This is a genomic window from Enterobacter sp. K16B, from assembly GCF_020216105.1.
Taxonomy (GTDB): domain Bacteria; phylum Pseudomonadota; class Gammaproteobacteria; order Enterobacterales; family Enterobacteriaceae; genus Enterobacter; species Enterobacter sichuanensis.
The window spans coordinates 1-760 of record NZ_JAIWJZ010000167.1; the positions used below are offsets into that span (position 1 = coordinate 1).

At 52.1% G+C, this 760-nt stretch carries 1 protein-coding gene; it reads right to left on the reverse strand.

Annotated elements, in window-relative coordinates; all coding sequences use genetic code 11:
* Positions 1 to 699 (reverse strand): aldo/keto reductase (locus LDK53_RS21930; RefSeq protein ID WP_225288066.1); only part of this gene is annotated, 699 nt, incomplete at its 3' end.
* Between the last annotated feature and the right edge of the window lie 61 nt (positions 700 to 760).

A 760-nucleotide genomic window follows, 5' to 3' on the forward strand; every position in this document is an offset into this window, starting at 1 on the left:
TTGCGTTCGTCGGGACGTGACACTCCAGTCGCGCGTGAGCCTGCCGCGCGCCATCGGACTCCAGGGGATCACTCCAACGCCCTGGTCTTCACACAGGGGCAGCATCTCGCGCTCTTCTTCCCGGTAAAGCAGGTTGTATTGCGGTTGCATCGTGATAAATCGAGTCCAGCCGTTACGCTCAGCAGTATGCTGCATTTTTGCAAAGCGCCAGGCTTCCATAGATGATGCGCCGATGTAACGTACTTTTCCTGATTTAACGAGGTCATGCAGAGCCTCCATGGTCTCTTCAACAGGCGTGGAGTGGTCAAAGCGGTGAATCTGAAAGAGATCCACATAATCCATACCTAAGCGCGTCAGGCTATCGTCAATAGACTGAAAAATGGCCTTGCGGGAAAGAAACCCGGTATTGGGTGAGTTGCGCCACGGAAAGAAGGTCTTTGTCGCCACAACGATCTCGTCGCGTCTGGCCATTTCTTTCAGCGCTTTTCCTGTGATCTCTTCAGAACTTCCGCCCGAGTAGATATTCGCGGTATCAAAAAAATTAATGCCCGCTTCAAGCGCCTGACGAATGAGCGGCCGTGACGCCTTTTCATCCAGGGACCAGGGTTGAGGCAGGCGTTCAGGTTCACCATAGCTCATACAACCGAGGCAAAGACGGGAGACTTGCAAACCGCTACGACCCAGATTCACATACTTCATTCTGTGTTCCTTCTTTTATTGCCAGCAATTCTGTATACGACAGGGTATTGCACTGACATGA